This window comes from Actinomadura sp. 3N407, from assembly GCF_052245875.1.
Taxonomy (GTDB): Bacteria; Actinomycetota; Actinomycetes; order Streptosporangiales; family Streptosporangiaceae; genus Spirillospora.
Genome location: NZ_JBQQBP010000006.1, coordinates 325,497 through 340,324, shown reverse-complemented (window position 1 = coordinate 340,324; position 14,828 = coordinate 325,497). Strand labels below are relative to the sequence as shown.

15 protein-coding genes and 1 riboswitch are annotated in these 14,828 nt (G+C 72.8%); of the genes, 5 read left to right on the top strand and 10 right to left on the bottom strand.

The genetic code is table 11. The features are described from left to right. Positions 1-11: 11 nt before the first annotated feature. From pknB to thiO, 5 genes are all read right to left on the bottom strand, one after another. Complete coding sequence (gene pknB, locus ACTWPP_RS18035) at positions 12-1,940, bottom strand: Stk1 family PASTA domain-containing Ser/Thr kinase (RefSeq protein ID WP_443105421.1); 1,929 nt, start codon at positions 1,938-1,940, stop codon at positions 12-14. A 36-nt stretch (positions 1,941-1,976) separates the two neighbouring features. Further along, a complete protein-coding gene (locus tag ACTWPP_RS18030; RefSeq protein WP_443105420.1) occupies positions 1,977-2,933 on the bottom strand; it encodes a DMT family transporter in 957 nt (318 codons plus the stop codon). Between the two features lie 145 nt (positions 2,934-3,078). After that, on the bottom strand, positions 3,079-3,864 hold the full coding sequence (locus ACTWPP_RS18025) for a thiazole synthase (RefSeq protein WP_443105419.1): 786 nt from the start codon (positions 3,862-3,864) through the stop codon (positions 3,079-3,081). 1 nt (position 3,865) lies between these two features. After that, positions 3,866-4,066, bottom strand: a complete 201-nt coding sequence (thiS, locus tag ACTWPP_RS18020; RefSeq protein WP_443105418.1) for a sulfur carrier protein ThiS — start codon at positions 4,064-4,066, stop codon at positions 3,866-3,868. After that, a complete protein-coding gene (gene thiO, locus ACTWPP_RS18015) occupies positions 4,063-5,190 on the bottom strand; it encodes a glycine oxidase ThiO (protein WP_443105417.1) in 1,128 nt (375 codons plus the stop codon). The genes thiS and thiO overlap by 4 nt, the downstream gene beginning before the upstream one ends. After that, a riboswitch (TPP riboswitch) is annotated at positions 5,180-5,293 on the bottom strand. It overlaps the preceding gene by 11 nt. A 92-nt stretch (positions 5,294-5,385) precedes the next feature. Between thiO and ACTWPP_RS18010 the strand changes: the two genes are divergently transcribed. The 4 genes from ACTWPP_RS18010 to ACTWPP_RS17995 all read left to right on the top strand — a co-directional run bounded on the left by ACTWPP_RS18010 (position 5,386) and on the right by ACTWPP_RS17995 (position 8,111). Continuing rightward, entirely contained in the window at positions 5,386-6,600 is a 1,215-nt protein-coding gene (locus ACTWPP_RS18010) for an NAD(P)/FAD-dependent oxidoreductase (protein ID WP_443105416.1), read from the top strand. An 81-nt stretch (positions 6,601-6,681) separates the two neighbouring features. Next, positions 6,682-7,056, top strand: coding sequence for an Rv2175c family DNA-binding protein (locus tag ACTWPP_RS18005; RefSeq protein WP_443105415.1), 375 nt, complete (start codon positions 6,682-6,684; stop codon positions 7,054-7,056). Between the two features lie 155 nt (positions 7,057-7,211). Next, positions 7,212-7,880: a thiamine phosphate synthase gene (gene thiE, locus ACTWPP_RS18000; RefSeq protein ID WP_443105414.1), complete on the top strand. Its 669-nt coding sequence runs from the start codon at positions 7,212-7,214 to the stop codon at positions 7,878-7,880. A gap of 69 nt (positions 7,881-7,949) precedes the next feature. Further along, positions 7,950-8,111 (top strand): hypothetical protein, encoded by a 162-nt coding sequence (locus ACTWPP_RS17995; protein ID WP_443105413.1) that lies wholly within the window; start codon positions 7,950-7,952, stop codon positions 8,109-8,111. A 24-nt stretch (positions 8,112-8,135) separates the two neighbouring features. On the opposite strand, the gene ACTWPP_RS17990 is transcribed toward ACTWPP_RS17995, so the two are convergent. The 4 genes from ACTWPP_RS17990 to ACTWPP_RS17975 form a co-directional block, all read right to left on the bottom strand. Beyond that, positions 8,136-9,239: a serine/threonine-protein kinase gene (locus ACTWPP_RS17990; protein ID WP_443105412.1), complete on the bottom strand. Its 1,104-nt coding sequence runs from the start codon at positions 9,237-9,239 to the stop codon at positions 8,136-8,138. 92 nt (positions 9,240-9,331) lie between these two features. Then, positions 9,332-11,473, bottom strand: a complete 2,142-nt coding sequence (locus ACTWPP_RS17985; RefSeq protein WP_443105411.1) for a beta-glucosidase family protein — start codon at positions 11,471-11,473, stop codon at positions 9,332-9,334. Then, positions 11,473-12,069: a carboxymuconolactone decarboxylase family protein gene (locus ACTWPP_RS17980; protein ID WP_443105410.1), complete on the bottom strand. Its 597-nt coding sequence runs from the start codon at positions 12,067-12,069 to the stop codon at positions 11,473-11,475. Before ACTWPP_RS17980 ends, ACTWPP_RS17985 begins: the two co-directional genes overlap by 1 nt. Positions 12,070-12,147: 78 nt before the next feature. After that, positions 12,148-13,200 (bottom strand): polyprenyl synthetase family protein, encoded by a 1,053-nt coding sequence (locus ACTWPP_RS17975; RefSeq protein WP_443105409.1) that lies wholly within the window; start codon positions 13,198-13,200, stop codon positions 12,148-12,150. A 149-nt stretch (positions 13,201-13,349) separates the two neighbouring features. Between ACTWPP_RS17975 and metF the strand changes: the two genes are divergently transcribed. Continuing rightward, positions 13,350-14,285 carry a methylenetetrahydrofolate reductase [NAD(P)H] gene (metF, locus tag ACTWPP_RS17970; RefSeq protein ID WP_443105408.1) on the top strand — a complete coding sequence of 312 codons (936 nt, stop codon included), beginning with the start codon at positions 13,350-13,352 and terminating at the stop codon, positions 14,283-14,285. On the opposite strand, the gene ACTWPP_RS17965 is transcribed toward metF, so the two are convergent. Then, positions 14,222-14,824 (bottom strand): GNAT family N-acetyltransferase, encoded by a 603-nt coding sequence (locus tag ACTWPP_RS17965; RefSeq protein ID WP_443105407.1) that lies wholly within the window; start codon positions 14,822-14,824, stop codon positions 14,222-14,224. The genes metF and ACTWPP_RS17965 overlap by 64 nt on opposite strands. Positions 14,825-14,828 lie beyond the last annotated feature (4 nt).

Here is a 14,828-nt window from a genome sequence, read left to right as displayed (position 1 = left end):
AGCCTATCCGGTCACGGCCCCTTGACGATGGTGACGGTGGAGCCGCGCGGGGCCTCGCCGCTGCTCGGAGACTGGAAGCGGACGATGTCGCCGCCGAAGCCCGTCACATTGACCTTGAAGCCGGACTCCTTCAGGGCCTTCTTGGCGTCGCTCACGCTGCGGCCGGTCATGTCCGGCACCGGGACGTTCTTCTCGCTGCCGTCGTCGCAGCCGAACTGGAACGGGCCCGCGTCGACGAGGCAGTCGCGCTTGTTGACGACGATCGTGACCTCGTCGCCGCGGGACACGCCGGTGCCCTCGGACGGGGCCTGGTCGATCACGGAGTTCGGTTCCTTGCCGTCGACCTGCCTCTTGTCCACCTTGACGTTGAGGCCCATCGAACGCAGCTGGTTGGCGGCGGCGTCGCCGTTCTCGCCGATGAGGTCGGGCATGGACATGCCGGTGGAGACGATGACGGCGACCGGGTCGTCGGGGGACTGCTTCTCACCGGCCTCGGGATCGGTGCCGATGACCTTGTCCTTGTCGACGGTCTGGGAGGGCGTGGTGCTCGTCCGGCCGACCTTGAAGCCTTCGTTCTCGAGGGTCTGCTTGGCCTCGGGCAGGGTCTTGCCCGTGACGTCCGGCACCTCGCGCGGCGTGATGCCCTTGGACGGCGTCAGCGTGACGGTCTGGCCCTCGGCGACGCGGGCGCCGGCGGGCGGATCGGACTTGACGACGTTGCCCTTGTGGACGCGGCCGTCGTAGATCGCGTCGGCGGTCCGCACGTCGAGGCCGGCGCTCTCCAGCTGGTCGCGGGCGTCGGCGACCTTCATCCCGATGATCGATGACGGGACGTGCTCGTACTGCCCCGACGTCTGGTACCAGACGGCCCAGCCGAGGATGAGCGCCGCTATCGCTCCGATGGCGACGAGGACGTAGCGGCCGGTGAGCGCCCCGATGGCGCGGTCGGCCTTGGTGCGCCGGGGGATGTGCTCGGGCGGGTGGTCGGCGGGCAGGGTGCTGCGGTCCAGGACGGCCGTGCGTCCGCCGACGGGGGCCTCCAGAACGCTCGTCGCGTTGCGGGAGGCCTCCTCGATGCGCCGGTCGAAGTCGCGGGGGAGGCCGCCGAACACTTCGGCGACCTCGGCGTGGTACTGGTTCGCGTCCACCGGGCGGCGCGCCGGGTCGTGGCTCGTCGCATCCGTGACCAGCGCGTCCACCTGCGGCGGGAGGCCGGGCACGACGCTGGACGGCGGCGGGACGGTCTCGTTCACGTGCTTGTAGGCGACGGCGAGCGGGGTGTCGCCCCGGTGCGGGAGGTGCCCGGTGATCAGCTCGAACAGCATGACGCCGGCGGCGTACACGTCGGAGCGGACGTCGGCGCTGCCGGCCAGCACCTGCTCGGGCGCCAGATAGCCGACCGTCCCGATGATCATCCCGGTCTTGGTCATCTTGCTCGCGGTCTCGGCCCGGGCGAGGCCGAAGTCGGCGACCTTGACCCGGCCGTCCTCGGTGATCAGCACGTTCTCGGGTTTGACGTCGCGGTGCACGAGACCGGCACGGTGCGCCGCGCCGAGGGCGGCGAGCACCGGCTGCATGATCTCCAGCGCGGCGCGGGGGCCGAGCCGGCCGAGCGAGGTCAGCGCGTCGCGCAGGGTCCGGCCCGCGACGTACTCCATCACCAGGAAGACGTGCTCGCCGTCGGTGCGCTGGTCGTAGACGGCGACCACGTTCGGGTGGGACAGCGCCGCCGCGGCCTTGGCCTCACCGATGAAGCGGGCGACGAAGTCCTCGTCGGAAGCGAGTCCGGCGTGCATCACCTTGATCGCGACGATGCGGTCGAGCCTGATGTCGCGCGCGACGTAGACCGTGGCCATGCCGCCGCGCGCGATGCGGGACTCAATGCGGTAGCGCCCGTCGAGCACCTGCCCGACGAGTGGATCAGCAACCGTCGTGTCCATCGAGGCGAGTTTACGGGCGAATCGCCGCGGATCTCATCAGTCCCGAGTATGAGCCTCGATGAGCACGGAGCGTGTCTCCTCCGGGGCGGCCGGTTCCGGCGGGACGCGGCGGCTGCGCGAGACGGCCACTCCGGCGAGGCACAGCAGGCCGCCGCCGAGGGTGATCAGGCCGGGGATCTCGCCGAGGAGCAGCCATGACATCAGCACGACGATGGCCGGGACGGCGTAGGTGGTGGCGCCCATCTTCCCGGCGGACGTGCGGGCCAGCGCGTATCCCCAGGTGGTGAACGCGAGGGCGGTCGGGAAGACGCCGAGGTAGATCATGTTGAGGGTCGCGCCGGCGGGGGCGCCGGCGGCCTCGGAGACGAGCTGCCAGGAGAACGGCAGGCACACCAGCGCGCCGATGGCGCAGGCGAACGTGGTGAACTGCAGCGCCGAGGCGTGCCGGAGGGCGGGCTTCTGGCTGACGACGCCCGCCGCGTAGGTGACGGCGGCGACCACGCAGAGCAGGACGCCGAGGACGGACGAGCCGCCCTCGCCGGACATCGACAGCCCGACGACGGCGGCGCCGGCGAACGACACGGCCAGGCCGGCCATCAGCCGGGGCGGCAGCCCCTCCTTCAGCAGCCAGCCGCCGAGGAGCGCGATGAGGATCGGCCCGATGTTGACGACCAGGGCGGCGGTGCCCGCGTCCACGAGCTGCTCGCCCCAGTTCAGCGCGACCATGTAGGCGCCGAACCACAGGACGCCCGCGGCGACGATGCCGGGCCAGGCGCCCCTGGGCGGGAGTCCCTCGCGGCGGATGGCCCACAGCGCGCCCAGCACGACCGTCCCGGCGAGGAGGCGGCCGAGGGCGAGGGCGCCGGGGCTGTACTCGGCGCCGGCGCTGCGGATGGAGACGAAGGCGGAGGCCCAGAGCACCACCGTGACCGTGGCGGCGGCCACCGCGAGCCTGTCGATGCCCGCGCCCGCCCGCGTGCTGTCCTGCTGCATGTGACGCACCTTAGGTATGGGACGTTTCCACGAACACCGAAGGGACGTGCCGGGTTGCGGCGCACGGCCCGGTGTACCGGCCCAGTCTCACCGTGCGGACATTTCAGGTCCAGCGAATATTTCTATAACCGAGTCTTTAGTGATGCTACGACGTTGCCAGGCCCTCGAACGGCGACGACGCCTGTGCGTAGCGTCGCTGGGGAATCCGCCCGGCCAGCCGGGCGAGGCGCCCGCCCTCGACCGCGTGCCGCATCGCGGCGGCCATCCGCCCGGGATGCTGCGCGCGGGTGACGGCGGTCGCGAGCAGCACCGCGTCGCAGCCCAGCTCCATGGCGAGGGCGGCGTCGGACGCGGTGCCGAGCCCCGCGTCCAGGATGACCGGGACGCCCGCCCGCTCGACGATCATCTCGATGTTGTGCGGGTTGCGGATGCCGAGCCCCGAGCCGATCGGGGAGCCGAGCGGCATCACGGCGGCGCACCCGGCCTGCTCCAGGCGCCGCGCGAGGACCGGGTCGTCGTTGGTGTACGGCAGCACGGCGAAACCGTCGTCGACGAGCTGCTCGGCGGCGTCGACCAGCTCGATCGGATCGGGCAGCAGCGTGTGCTCGTCGGCGATGACCTCCAGCTTGACCCAGTTGGTGCCCAGGGCCTCCCGGGCGAGCTTCGCGGTGAGGACCGCCTCGCCCGCGGTGAAGCACCCGGCCGTGTTCGGCAGCACCCGGATCCCGCACTCGGTCAGGACGTCCAGCACCGAGCCGCGCGCCGACGGGTCCACCCGCCGCATCGCGACCGTGGTCAGCACCGTCCCGGACGCGGTGAGCGCCTCCCGCAGCACCCGCATGCTGGGCGCGCCCCCCGTCCCCATGATCAGCCGGGAGCCGAGCTCCTCGCCCGCGATGACCAGCGTGTCGTCGTCCACGTTCGGATCCACCTCAACCTCCCTGTACGGCGGTCAGCACTTCCAGCCGGTCGTCGTCGCGCAGTGCCGTCGACTCCCACGCGGAACGCCGGACGACCTCGCCGTTCAGCGCGGCGGCCACGCCGGTCCCGGCGGCGGTGACGGACGCGACGACCTCGGCCACGCTGGCGCCCTCGGGCAGCTCGCGCGGCTCACCGTTGACGGAGACCTTCATCGATGCACCTCGGCGGAGAATCGGTCGGGAGAGAACGGCCCGGCCACGTCGGGGACGGGCCCGTCCAGCAGCATCGCCGCCAGGATGTCGGCGCTCACCGGGGTGAGCAGGATGCCGTTGCGGAAATGCCCGGTGCCGACGAAGAGGCCGGGAAGGGCGGACGGGCCCATCACGGGCGCGTTGTCGGGAGAGCCGGGACGCAGCCCGGCGGAGACCTCGGCGAACTCGAGTTCGGTGATTCCGGGCAGCAGCTCCCGGGCGTCGCGCAGCAGCTCCCAGAGCCCGCCGGCGGTGACGCGCGTGTCGAAGCCGAGTTCCTCCTGCGTGGCGCCGAGGACGATCTCGCCGTCCGCGCGCGGCACCAGGTAGACCGACGAGCCCTTCACCAGCCCCCGCGTGGCGCGGCCCAGGAACGGCGTCCGGGCGCGGAGCCGGATCACCTGGCCCTTCACCGGGCGGACGGGTGGAACGGTCCCGGGAGGCAGGCCCTCAAGTTCGCCCGACCACGGGCCGGCGGCCAGCAGAACCCGGTCGGCGGGGATCACCGTCCCGTCGTCCAGCCGTGCCCCGGCCGCCGCGTCGTTCTCCACGGCGATGCCGGTGGCCCGACGCCGGACGAGCCGGACGCCCGTCCTCCCGACCGCGGCCAGGAGCGCCGCGGTCAGCCTGCGCGGGTCGATCGAGCCGTCCTCGGGGGCGTGCAGGCCGCCGCGGACGCCGGGGGCGAGCATCGGCTCCAGCCTCCGGCACTCCCGCCCCGTCAGCGCCTCGGCGGGGATGCCGAGGCTCTCCTGGAAGCGGCGCAGGTCGTCCAGGTACTTCAGGTCGTCGGAGTCGAACGCGACCTGGAGGATCCCGTCGGTGCGGTAGCCGGTCTCCAGGCCGGTCAGCTCCTCCAGTTCGGCGGCGAACGCGCCGTAGCGGTCGCGGGAGGCGAGGCCGAGCCGCAGCAGCGGCTCCTCGCCGTAGGTCACCTCGCCGACCGGCGTCAGCATGCCCGCCGCGACCGACGACGCACCGCTCGCGGGCTCGGGATCGACCAGGGTGACGCGGGCGCCGGCCGCGGCGGCCCGCCAGGCGGTGGCCAGGCCGATGACCCCGGCGCCTATGATCACGATCTCCATGCGCGCTCCCTTCGCCGGCATGATCCGGATCAGGTCGTGGCGGTCGGCGGCCCGTTCAGCCGCCCTCTCAGCCCGGTCGCACCGGACTCCCGCGCTCTGTGCTGTTTTATCCGGTTCCACTCTACGACCTCGGTAAAGTGCGCAGGTGTCTGGACACTCGTCCAATCCTCGACCGGCCCCCGTTAGGGTGACCTCATGGAGAGGGTCATTGTCGTGGGCGGAGGGCTGGCCGGCGTGCGCGCCGCGGAGGTCCTGAGGAACAAGGGGTACGAGGGCGCGCTGACCCTCGTCTCGGCCGAGCGGCACCGGCCCTACGACCGGCCGCCGCTGTCCAAGGCCGTCCTCGCGGGCGACTCCGACGACACGACGGTCGACGCCGACTGGGACGCGCTGCGCTGCGACCTGCTGCTCGGCGTGCGCGCCACCGGCCTGCGGCTGGACGTCCCGGGGCGCGGCGGCGTCGTCGCGTCCACCGCGGGCGATCTCCCGTTCGACGGGCTGGTCATCGCGACCGGGGCCGTCCCGATCACGCTTCCGGGCGGCGGGCGCCAGCACGTCCTGCGCACCGTCGACGAGGCCCGCGAACTGCGGTCCCGGCTCACCCGGGGCGCGCGGATCGTCATCGTCGGGGCGGGCTGGATCGGCGCCGAGGTCGCGACCACCGCCGCCCGGAAGGGCTGCGCCGTGACCGTCGTCGAGGCCGCCGACACCCCGCTCGCGGGCGCGATCGGCCCCGAGGTGGGCGCGCTCACCGCCCCCTGGTACGCCGAGGCGGGCGTCGAACTGCGCACCGGCGTCAAGGTCGCGGCCGTGCAGGACGGCGGTCTCCTCCTGGCCGGCGGCACCCGGATCGAGGCGGACGTCGTCGTCGTGGGCATCGGCGTCAGGCCCGGCCTGTCCTGGCTGGAGGGATCGGGGCTGCTGCTTGAGCGCGGCGTCGTGACCGACGGCTCGTTCCGCACCTACCAGGGCGAGGAGGAGCCCGGCTCCCCGCGCCCGGACGTCGTGGCGGTCGGCGACTGCGCGGCCTGGTGGTCGGGACGGTACGGGCGGCGGCTCCTCGTCGAGCACTGGGACACCGCCCTCAACGCCCCCGAGGTGGCCGCCGCGACCCTCCTCGGCGAGGACGCCGTGTACGACGCCGCCCCGTACTTCTGGTCCGAGCAGTTCGGCCGCATGGTGCAGTACGCGGGCAGTCACGGCGCGTCCGAGCGGATCGTGCGCCGCGGCGACCCGTCCGGCCGCAAGTGGGCGGTGGCGTGGCTGACCGGCGACCGCCTCGACGCGGTCCTCACCGTCGACCGGCCCCGCGACCTGGTGCAGGCGCGGCGCGTCATCGCCGCCGGGACGCCCGTGGACCCCGACGCGATCGCCGACCTCGACGTGCCCGTCCGGCAGGCCGTTCGCTGATGGCGATCGCCGCCGGGACGTTACGGCTGTGCAGGTGGTTTGAGGGTTCCGAAGGAGTGGTAGCAAGGGGGCGTGACGCAGATGCACGCAACCGTTGACAGCGCACTCGACCCCCGGACCGACGCCCTCGCGGGCGAGTGGCTCTCCCTCCGGGAGGCCGCCGAACGACTCGGGATCAAGCCCAACCGGATCAAGCAGCTCATCAGCGAGCACAGGCTCCTGGCGGTGCGCCGGGAAGGAAACCCCATGGTGCCCGCCGCCTTCATCAAGGACGGTCAGGTCATCAAGGGGCTGCCGGGCACGCTGACGCTCCTGTCGGACGCGGGCTACGACGACGTGGAGACGATCCGCTGGCTGTTCACCGCCGACGACACGCTGCCGGGGACGCCCGTGGACGCGCTCACCGAGAACCGGGGGACCGAGGTCCGCCGGCGCGCCCAGGCGCTGGCTTTCTAGGGCGCCCCCGCGCCCTCCGGCCCGTCCACCGGCCGGGACCGGCCCCGAAAGCCGGCGGAGGACAACGCACGTGACACGATCGCGGGGTCGTGCGCGACGGGACGTGACCGCCGCGCGACCCCGCGATCTCTCTTGGGAAAGGACGACCTCCGGCCGTGTCCAGGCATCTCCCGTCCGAACGCGCCGTCGCGCTGCGCGCCCGGCTCAGCCGGGCCCGCCTCTACCTCTGCACGGACGCGAGAGAGCGCCAGGGGGACCTGCCCGCCTTCCTCGACGCCGTGCTCGCGGGCGGCGTCGACCTCGTCCAGCTCCGCCAGAAGGGCCTGGAGGCCCGGCAGGAGATGGCGTACCTGGAGGTCTTCCGGGCGGCCTGCGACCGGCACGGGGCGCTGCTCGCGGTCAACGACCGCGCCGACGTCGCCCACGCCGTCCGCGCCGACGTGCTGCATCTCGGCCAGGACGACCTGCCGGTGCCCGCCGCACGCGAGATCGTCGGTGGAGACATGCTGATCGGCCGGTCCACGCACACGGGCGAGCAGGCGTCCGCGGCCGCCGCCGAGCCGGGCGTCGACTACTTCTGCGCGGGTCCGGTGTGGCCGACCCCGACCAAGCCGGGACGCCCCGCCCCAGGCCCCAAGCTGCTCGAATACGTCGCGGCGCAGCGCGTCGCGCGGCCCTGGTTCGCGATCGGCGGGATCGACCTCGGCAACCTCGGCGCGGTGACGGCGGCGGGCGCGGGCCGGGTCGTGGTGGTGCGGGCGATCACCGAGGCCGGCGATCCGGGCGCCGCCGCGGCGGAGTTCGCCCGCCGGCTCGCCGGCTGACCCCTCCTTGTCGGGGTTTGACCCGGATCACGGTGCGGGCCGGGGGTCCGATCGCGGACAATGGGGACCATGAGCGTGGGACCCGACGACGACCGGCCGGTGGATCTCGGTGACGAGCTGGAGATCCTGCCCGACCAGACCTCCGACGACACCGACATCGGCTGGGGCGAGTGGCGCGGCGGCGACGATGACGACTCGCGCCTGCTGGAGGACCGCCCGCCGCACTGGTGATCCGCTCGGCCGGCGGGGCGCCCGCTAGAAGAGCATGCCCAGCACGAACCCGGCGACGACCACGGCCGCGAGCGCGACCATCATCCGCCACCGGTAGCGCGGGATCCTGGTCGGCCGCGGTTTCGTCATCGGTCCCTGCCCTTCGCGTAGCGCGCGGACGATCTGCGGCGCGGTCGGCCGGGCGGCGGGGTTCTTGTCCAGGCAGCGGGCCGCGAGGTCGCGAAGAGGGCCCTCCATGTCGCCGAGGTCGGGCCTGCGGGACGTGACGCGCCGCATCACGGCCGCGCTCGGCCCGGTGCCGAACGGCGGGCGCCCCGTCGCGGCGAACACCATCGTGGCGCCCCAGGCGAACACGTCGGCGGGCGGCCCGACCGGCTCGTCCTCGATCTGCTCGGGCGCCATGTACGCGGGCGTGCCGACCGGCCCCGTCGTCAGCGGCGTGTCGAGCACGGCGTCGGCGGTGCGGGCGATGCCGAAGTCGATGACCTTGGCGCCGTCCGGGCCGAGCAGCACGTTGCCGGGCTTGAAGTCGCGGTGCACGATCCCGGCGCGGTGGATCGCGGCCAGCGCCGCCGCCGTCCGGAGCGCGATCTTGCGCAGCCGCGGCGCGGGCAGCGGGCCGCGGTCCTCGACGACGTGCTGGAGCGGCGGCCCCTCGACGAACTCGCTGACGATGTAGGGGCGGTCGCCGGTCATGTCCGCGTCGAGGACGCGCGCGGTGTGCCGCCCGGACACCTGCAGGGCCGCGTCCGCCTCCTTGACGAAGCGGCTGCGCGCCCGATCCCCGGCCGCCGTCCCGCCCCGCAGCAGCTTGACGGTGACGAGCTCGCCGTCGCCGTCCCGCCCGAGGTAGACCACGCCCTGGCCGCCCTCGCCGAGCCGCCCGAGCAGCGTGTAGCCGCCGAGACCGCGGGGGTCGTCGGGTCCCAGCGGCGTCTCGGGCGGCCTGTCCGGCCCGTGCGGCGGCCTGGACGCGCCGCCGCGCCGTGCCCCGTCCACGGCGCGGGCGGGGCGCGTCTTGGCCGGGCGGCCGGAGTGACCGGCGTGCGCCTGGCCCGCCCGCGCGGGGCGGGCGGCGGGACGCGCGGGATGGGGGTTCGTCCTCCCGCGGGAGGTGTCGTGCGACAAAGGGGGGACTCCGACTCGGCGGGGACGGACGAAGATTTCCTCATTTGTACCGCGTAACCGGGGTGTACGGCAGAGGAACCACGATCTTTCCCTTAGCGGCACGCCCCGAGCGACCCCGTCTGGGCGATCTCCCGTGACGAGGAGCCGACCATGACCCTGTAGCAGCCGTCCGCGACCTTCCACGCCTTCGCGCCCACGTTCCAGTAGGCGAACGAACGCGAGGACAGCGGGAACGTCACCTTCGTGCTCTCGCCGGGTGCGAGCGTGACCTTCGTGTAGCCCTTGAGCTGCTTGGGCGGCTGCGGGACGTCCACGCCGGGCGACGGCATGCCGATGTACAGCTGCGGGACGGCGACGCCGGTGCGCTGACCGGTGTTCGTCACCGTCACCTGAACGGACTCGGTGCTCGCGGTCAGGCCGCTGTAGCGGAACGTCGTGTAGGACAGCCCGTGCCCGAACGGGAACCGCGGCGCGATGCCCTTCGCGTCGTAGTGCCGGTAGCCGACCATGACGCCCTCGGAGAACGTGACGGTCTTGTCGACACCGGGGTACTGCGCGGGGTTCCCGGACGTCGGCGCGTCGTTCTCGTTGACGGGGAACGTCACCGGAAGCCGTCCACCCGGATCCACGTCCCCGTACAGGACGCGGGCCAGAGCGTTCCCGGCCTCCTGACCGGGATACCAGGCTTCGACGATGCCCTTCACCTGCCCGGCCCACGGTGTCAGCACCGGGCCGCCGGTGTTGAGCACGACGATGGTGTTCGGGTTGGCCCCGGCGACCTCGGAGATCAGCCCGTCCTGGTCGCCCCTGAGCGGCTCGCCGCACTCCAGCGTCAGGCACGACTTGTCGAAGAACTCGCCCTGGCTGTCGGTGGCGAACACGATCGCCACGTCCGCCGCACGCGCCGCGTCCGCCGCCGCGCCACGGTCGTCACCGTTGTTGAACGTGATCTGAGTTCCGGCCCCCGCGCGGCGTGCGATGCCGTCCTGCGCGCTGACCGTGGTGAACGGGACGACCTTCGCCGAGCCGAAACCGCTCGGGCTCTCCTGCGCGGCCCGGCCGATCAGCGCGATCGACTCCGGTGCCTCCAGCGGCAGGACGCCGTCGTTCTTCAGCAGCGTGATCCCGGCTTCCTCGATCTTCCTGGCCGCCGTCTCGCTCGCCGTCCGGTCGATGCGGGTGAGGTCGTTCGGGTACGCCTGCCGGTCGAACACCCCGAACTGGAACATCGTCCGCAGGATGTTGCGGACGTGCCCGTCGATCGTCGACTGCGTGACCTTCCCCTGCGCGACGGCCATCTTCAGCAGGAACGCGTTGTACTTCATGCCGATCGGCAGTTCCATGTCGAGTCCGCCGTTGGCGGCCCCGACAGTGTCCTGGGCCGCGGTGTGGTCGGACGCCACGAACCCCTTGAAGCCCCATTCCGACCGCAGGATCTTGTTGAGGACGGCGTCGTCCTGGCAGGCCCACCGGCCGTTCAGCTTGCCGAACCCGCACATGGCGGTCGCGGCGCCGCCCTGCCTCACGGCGGCCTCGAACGGCGGGAGGTAGATCTCCCGGAGGGTGCGCGGATCCACGTTCATGCTCAGCGACAGCCGGTCGGTCTCCTGCGAGTAGACGGCCAGGTGCTTGACCGACGTCATGACGCCCTGGGCCTGCGCGCCCTTGATCCAGGGCACCCCGAGGGTCGCCGACAGGTGCGGGTCCTCGCCGAAGCCCTCGAACGTCCGGCCGTTGCGGGGGGCGCGCAGGACGTCCACGGTCGGCCCGAAGACGACGTCGTTGCCGCGGTGCCTGGCCTCCCACGCCACCGTCCGGCCGTACAGCTCCGCGGTCTCCGGGTCGAAGCCCGCCGCCATCGCGATCGGTGCGGGCAGCGCCGTGGCCTTGCCCTGCCGGACGCCCGCCGGCCCGTCGGCCATGTAGACCGGGGGGATGCCGAGCCGCTCGATCCCGTCGTTGGTGTCGGCGTGCGCGGTCTCGAAGAACCCGCCGAGCGGGCCGCCGAACGGGTCGTCCGACGCGAGCAGCGCGATCTTCTCGTCGGCGGTCATCCGCGGCAGCAGCAGGTCCGTCCGCCGGTCCGGCGTCAGCGACGTGTCGCACCACGGCCGCTGCGCCGGGTCGCCGCACCGTCCGGTGTCCGCGCGCGCGTCGCCGGGGGCCGCCACCGCCGCCAGCGCCAGCACGGACGCCAGCGCGGCCGCGGCCGGCAGCCATCTCCCCACCCGCATCAGCGCTCCTCCTCGTCCTGCGCGCGCCCCTCGTTGCGCACGGGCTCTTTGTTCTGCACGGGCTCCTCGTTCTGCACGCGCAGGGCGTTCAGGGCGAAGGCGACCATGTGGTAGTGGCCGATCAGGACCACCAGCTCGATCAGTTCGAGCTCACCGAACCGCGTGGACAGCTCGGTCCACGTCGCATCGCTCACCGTCCCGCGCGCGTGGAGTTCGTCCGCGGCCGTGAGGACCATGCGGTCGTCGTCGCTCCAGCCGTGCTCGTCCGGGTCCAGCCGGAGCGCGGCGATCTCGTCCCCGGTGAGCCCGGCGGCCAGCGCGAGCCCCTGGTGGTGGTCCCATTCGTAGGCGCAGGACCGGTGGTGCGCCGTCCGCAGGATCGCCAGCTCGCGGTCGCGGGCGCCCAGCGTCCCCTTCCTCAGCAGCATCGAGCCGAACCCGATCCAGGAGTGGAACAGCGCCGGATGCCTGGCCAGCGTGGTGAAGATGTTCAGCGGCCCGGTGCTGGCGGCCACGGCCCTGAGCACGTCGTCCCACTCCCGTTCGGGGAGCGGGTCGAAGCGCGGGACGCGGTTGCCCGGGGTGTCGGCGCACATGGCGACATTTCTGCCACCAATCGGTGGGAAAGTTCTAGTCCACCGGGGAAATTTGACCGGATTGTGTCACTTGAGGGCTCAGGTGCTGCGTGCGGTGGCCGCCACCGCGAGTTCCGAGAGGGCCCCCTGGGACTCCCCGTCGATCGGCGCCAGGCGCAGCGCCGCCTCCGCCTCGGCCAGGTAGCGCTCGATCATCTCCTCGCAGGCGGTGAGGCCGCCGGTCTCCTCGATGATCGCGCGCAGCTCCTCCACGCCGGCGCGGTCCAGGTCCGGGTCGCCGAGGCGGCGCAGCACCGCCGCCGCCTGCGCCGCGGACGCGCGCTCCAGGGTCAGGGCGACCAGCACGGTCCGCTTGCCCTCCCGCAGATCGTCGCCGGCGGGCTTGCCGGTCTCGGCGGGGTCCCCGAACACGCCGAGGACGTCGTCGCGGAGCTGGAACGCGATGCCGAGCGGCAGGCCGTAGCCCGCGAGGGCGGCGGTCACGTCCGGCCGGGCCCCGGCGAGCGCAGCGCCGAGGTGCAGGGGACGCTCGATCGTGTACTTGGCGCTCTTGTACTCCACCACCCGCAGCGCCGTGGCGACGGTCGCCTCGCCGCGCGTGCCCTCCAGCATGTCGAGGTACTGGCCGCACATGACCTCGGTGCGCATCAGGTCGTAGACGTCCCGGCCGCGCCGCCTGCGGTCGCCGTCCAGCCCGCACGTCTCGAACATCTCTCCCGACCAGGCCAGGCACAGGTCGCCGAGCAGGATCGCGGCGCCCCCGCCGAACGCCTCCGCGTCGCCCGGCCAGGACTGCGCGCGGTGCAGCGCCTCGAACCTCCGGTGGACGGACGGCTGGCCGCGGCGGGTGTCGCTGGAGTCCATGACGTCGTCGTGGATCAGCGCGCTCGCCTGCAGCAGCTCCAGGGACGCCGCGGCGGCCACGATGCCGGGGACGTCGTCGCCTCCCGCGGCGCGCCACCCCCAGTAGCAGAACGCGGGACGCAGCCGCTTGCCGCCGCCCAGCAGGGCGTCCAGTGCGGACAGCATGGGCGTGAGGTCGTCGCTGATGGTCAGCAGGGCCGGGCGCTGCCGGTCGACGAAGGCCAGGAGCGCCTCGTCGACCTCCTTGCGGATGCGGCTGGTCGACATGCCGAGATCGTATCCACCTGGGGGGATTCAACCCGCCGCCAGAAACGTGAGAAGTCACTAGATCTTCAGAAATGGGTACATAACGCCGGTGCGGTGTGCCCAGCATCACTCCGATCGGCGGGTGCGCCGGGCTTCTGTAGGCTTGGGGGATGCGACGTCTGCGGCCGAACCGTCCCCCCACCGTCCGGGAGCTCCTGGCGTCGGGCGGCAGGTCCTTCTCGTTCGAGTTCTTCCCCCCCAAGACCGACAAGGGCGCCAGGAACCTCTGGCGCACCATCAGGGAACTGGAGTCCCTGCACCCGACCTTCGTGTCCGTGACCTACGGCGCCGGAGGCGGCACCCGCGACAAGACCGTCGACATCGTCGAGCGGATCGCGACCGACACCACGCTCACCCCCGTCGCCCACTTCACGGCCGTCAACCACTCCCAGGCCGAGCTGCGGAACCTCATCGGCCGGTTCGCCGCCGTCGGCGTCCGCAACATCCTCGCCGTGCGCGGCGACCCGCCCGGCGACCCGACGGGGGAGTGGGTCAAGCACCCCGACGGCGTCGAGTACGCCGCCGACCTCGTCCGGATGATCCGCTCCTACGGCGACTTCTGCGTCGGCGTGGCCGCGTTCCCCTACAAGCACCCGCGCTCATCCGACATCGAGAGCGACACCCGGTACTTCATCGAGAAGTGCCGCTCCGGCGCCGACTACGCGATCACGCAGATGTTCTTCCGCGCCGAGGACTACTTCCGGCTGCGCGACCGCGTCGACGCCGCCGGCTGCGACGTGCCGATCCTGCCCGGCATCATGCCGGTCACCCAGATGAGCACGATCGAGCGGTCCGAGCAGCTGTCGGGCGCGCCGTTCCCGCCCGAGGTCAGGGCCCGCTTCGAGGCCGTCGCGGACGACCCGGAGGCGGTGCGGCGCCTCGGCATCGAACACGCCGCCGAGCTGTGCCGCGAACTGCTCGACCAGGACGCCCCCGGCATCCACTTCATCACGTTCAACAAGTCCACGGCGACGCGCGAGGTCTACGGGCTGCTGGACGCCGGCGCGTACGGCGTCAAGGGCAGCGCCCCGCCCATGACCGCGTAGCGGGGCCCGCCGCCGGGGAACTCGAAGTCGGTCAGCAGATCGACCATGCCGACCGAGCGGTAGAGGGAGCGGGCCGGCGTGTCCGGCCGCCTGTCGAGCGTCGACAGCACGACGGTCCGCTCCGGCCTTCCCTCGCACAGCGCGTTGAGCAGTCCCCGTCCAAGGCCCCTGCCCTGGGAGTCCGGGTGGACGTGAAGCTCCGCCACCTCGAACGCGTCGTCCATCCACGCCCGGGCGTGCCCGGGGCCCTCCCGGTCGCTGAGCGCCTGGAAGACGACGTCATGCCACCACTGGCCGCGCGTCCCGTGGAACCCGTACGCGAACCCCTGGACGGGGCCCGCCAGCACGGGCAGCGCACCACGCCGCTCCGCCACGAACGCCCGGAACCCGGGATGCGACGCGTGCCGCTCCATGATGGTGTGACGGCCGGGGAGCTGCTCGTTCGGCGGTTCCATCGCGGCCGCGTACACGTCCAGCATGGGGCTGAGCCTGCGCAGGAAGGCGCGTTCGTCGATCTCGCGCAGCTTCGGGTCCCTCACGCGA

Excerpts from the sequence above, each read along its gene's own strand:
- thiO (WP_443105417.1), bottom strand. The coding sequence starts at position 5,190 with ATGGAGATCGTGATCATAGGCGCCGGGGTCATCGGCCTGGCCACCGCC.
- thiS (WP_443105418.1), bottom strand. The coding sequence starts at position 4,066 with ATGAAGGTCTCCGTCAACGGTGAGCCGCGCGAGCTGCCCGAGGGCGCC.
- ACTWPP_RS17980 (WP_443105410.1), bottom strand. The coding sequence starts at position 12,069 with ATGTGCGCCGACACCCCGGGCAACCGCGTCCCGCGCTTCGACCCGCTC.
- ACTWPP_RS18030 (WP_443105420.1), bottom strand. The coding sequence starts at position 2,933 with ATGCAGCAGGACAGCACGCGGGCGGGCGCGGGCATCGACAGGCTCGCG.
- pknB (WP_443105421.1), bottom strand. The coding sequence starts at position 1,940 with ATGGACACGACGGTTGCTGATCCACTCGTCGGGCAGGTGCTCGACGGG.
- ACTWPP_RS18005 (WP_443105415.1), top strand. The coding sequence starts at position 6,682 with ATGCACGCAACCGTTGACAGCGCACTCGACCCCCGGACCGACGCCCTC.
- ACTWPP_RS18010 (WP_443105416.1), top strand. The coding sequence starts at position 5,386 with ATGGAGAGGGTCATTGTCGTGGGCGGAGGGCTGGCCGGCGTGCGCGCC.
- ACTWPP_RS17995 (WP_443105413.1), top strand. The coding sequence starts at position 7,950 with ATGAGCGTGGGACCCGACGACGACCGGCCGGTGGATCTCGGTGACGAG.
- ACTWPP_RS17985 (WP_443105411.1), bottom strand. The coding sequence starts at position 11,473 with ATGCGGGTGGGGAGATGGCTGCCGGCCGCGGCCGCGCTGGCGTCCGTG.
- metF (WP_443105408.1), top strand. The coding sequence starts at position 13,350 with ATGCGACGTCTGCGGCCGAACCGTCCCCCCACCGTCCGGGAGCTCCTG.
- ACTWPP_RS17975 (WP_443105409.1), bottom strand. The coding sequence starts at position 13,200 with ATGTCGACCAGCCGCATCCGCAAGGAGGTCGACGAGGCGCTCCTGGCC.